Genomic DNA, 2,161 nt, shown 5'->3' on the forward strand with positions numbered 1-2,161 from the left:
TCCCGGACCCATCCGGGTCCGGCACTTTTTCGTGGTGTACGGGTCAGCGTCGCGGTTGGCGGGCACCGCCCGGCGGCCGCATGTTCTTCGGGATCGCGCCCTTGGGCATCTGCGGACGGGCGGTGAGCGCCTTGAGTCGCTTGTCCAGCGCGTTGACGTCCTTGCCGCTGAGCGCGCGGGGCAGCCGCAGCAGCGTCGTGCGCAGCTTGCGGATCGGCAGCTCGCCCTCCTGCTGACCGATCACGTAGTCGTGCAGCGGGGCGGAGCCGATGACCTTGGCGAGCCGTCGCTTCTCCTGCCCGAGCAGGCCGCGCACCCGTTGTGGGTTGCCCTCGGCCAGCAGGATCACGCCCGGCCGGCCGATCACCAGGTGGACCATGTCCATCTGGGTGGTCGAGCTGACGGCAGGGGTGACCCGCCAGTCGCCGCGCATGTTGTCCATGATCTGCGCCGCCGCGCCGGGCTGCCCCTCGGCGGCGTTCATCATCGCCTTGTTGGACCGCAGGTTCAGCACGATCAACACCGCGAGCAGGGCGAACAGGATGCCCAGCGGCAGCCAGATCCAGCTCCAGAGGATCACCGCGACCACGGTGAGCGCGAGCGGGATGAGCACCGCTGCGGCGACCAGCGGCGCGAACCACCGGTCCTGCTTGGCGGTGAACTGGAACACCATCCCGATCTGCTTCAGCCGCTGGCCGAACGAGACCTTCTCCTGGGGCTTTGCCATGCCGCTGAGTCTAGTGGTCCCCGCCGGCCGCGTTGATCCGCGTCCGGGTGCCGGCCGGCTGAGTACCTTACGTCGCCTCAGGCGCTGCGACCGGGCGGGTAAGGAGGGTACGGCCGGGCAAGATGAGGCGGTGTGCCCATGCCGGGCCGGGGCCTTCGCGCGAAGAGTCGTCAGCAGAGGACGACGACGCGACGAAGGAGCCCGACATGTTCGGCAACGACGTAGATTTCCTGCTCTCTGTGCACCGTACCCACGCCGCTGAGCTGCGGGCCGAGGCTGCGGCGCAACGACTGGCGCGGTCGGTGCCGCGCCGCTCGGGTCGTACCTGGCTGGGCCGCCGCCAGCCGGCCCGCCGCGCGGGTGACGACCGCCGGTGACCACGACCGCCGCACCCACCGCGCCCAGCGGGCCCGGGCCCGTCCCACCGGCCGACCGGCACGGCGGACCGGCGCCCGGGTCCGGGCCGTCAGCCGGCGGGCCGGGGTCCGGGTCCGGGGCAGCCGCCCTGTCGCCGCGGCGCCGGCCGATCGGCGGGGCCGGTGTTCCGTCCGGTCATGGCATGCTCGGTCCCGTGACCGTACGTGCCGCCAGTTCCGTCCTCGTCGGCCGCCAGCGTGAGATCGCGACGCTGCGGGACGCGCTGGGCCGGGCCGGGAAGGGCGATCCGGCCACCGTGCTGGTCGGTGGCGAGGCGGGCGTGGGCAAGACCCGGCTGCTGGAGGAGTTCGCGGCCGGGGCCACCGCCGCGGGCGCCCGGGTGCTGGTCGGTCAGTGCCTGGAGTTGGGTGAGGCGGGTCTGCCGTTCGCCCCGTTCGCCGCGGCGCTGCGCGCGGTGTTGCGCGCCGACGGCGCGGAGGTCTTCGCCGGCTACGAGGCGGAGTTCGCCCGCCTGCTGCCGGAGTTGGGCCGGGTGCCGGCGGGGTCGACCGCGCCGAGCGCGCGACCACTGACCGACGCCCCCCGTGGATACCTGTTCGACCTGGTCGCCGAGCTGTTCCAGCGGCTCGCCGACGCCCGGCCATTGCTGCTGATCATCGAGGACCTGCACTGGGCGGACCGTTCCACCCGGGACCTGATCGGCTTCCTGGTCCGGGCCGCGCGGCCGGGCCGGCTGCTGCTGGTCTGCACCTACCGCACGGACGAGTTGCAGCGTGGGCACCCGCTGCGCCCGTTCCTCGCCGAGCTGGACCGGGCGCGGGGTGTCGAGCGGGTCGAGCTGGGTCGGCTGGACCGCGACGGCACCGGCGCGATTCTCGCCGACCTGCTCGGCGGCGAGCCGTCGCCCCGTGCCGTCGACGACATCCACGACCGTACGCAGGGCAACCCCTTCTTCATCGAGGAGCTGGCCGTCGCCGGCTCCCCGCTCGGCTGCGCGGCGCTGCCCGAGACGCTGCGCGACCTGCTGCTGGCCCGGGTGGACCGGTTGCCCGAGCC

Annotated in this window: 3 protein-coding genes; 2 read left to right on the forward strand and 1 reads right to left on the reverse strand. The window is 73.5% G+C overall.

The window, feature by feature from the left end; genetic code table 11:
- Nucleotides 1-43: 43 nt before the first annotated feature.
- On the reverse strand, nucleotides 44-727 hold the full coding sequence (locus tag AB0J68_RS31340; RefSeq protein ID WP_363942400.1) for a DUF4191 domain-containing protein: 684 nt from the start codon (nucleotides 725-727) through the stop codon (nucleotides 44-46).
- A 206-nt stretch (nucleotides 728-933) separates the two neighbouring features.
- Here AB0J68_RS31340 and AB0J68_RS31345 point away from each other — a divergent pair, with 206 nt between their 5' ends.
- Nucleotides 934-1,104, forward strand: coding sequence for a hypothetical protein (locus AB0J68_RS31345; protein WP_354861382.1), 171 nt, complete (start codon nucleotides 934-936; stop codon nucleotides 1,102-1,104).
- A gap of 194 nt (nucleotides 1,105-1,298) precedes the next feature.
- The coding region (locus AB0J68_RS31350) for an AAA family ATPase (RefSeq protein WP_363942403.1) at nucleotides 1,299-2,161 on the forward strand (863 nt) is incomplete at its 3' end.

Origin of the sequence: Micromonospora sp. NPDC049580 (genome assembly GCF_040675595.1) — a bacterium.
In the GTDB taxonomy this organism is placed as follows: domain Bacteria; phylum Actinomycetota; class Actinomycetes; order Mycobacteriales; family Micromonosporaceae; genus Micromonospora.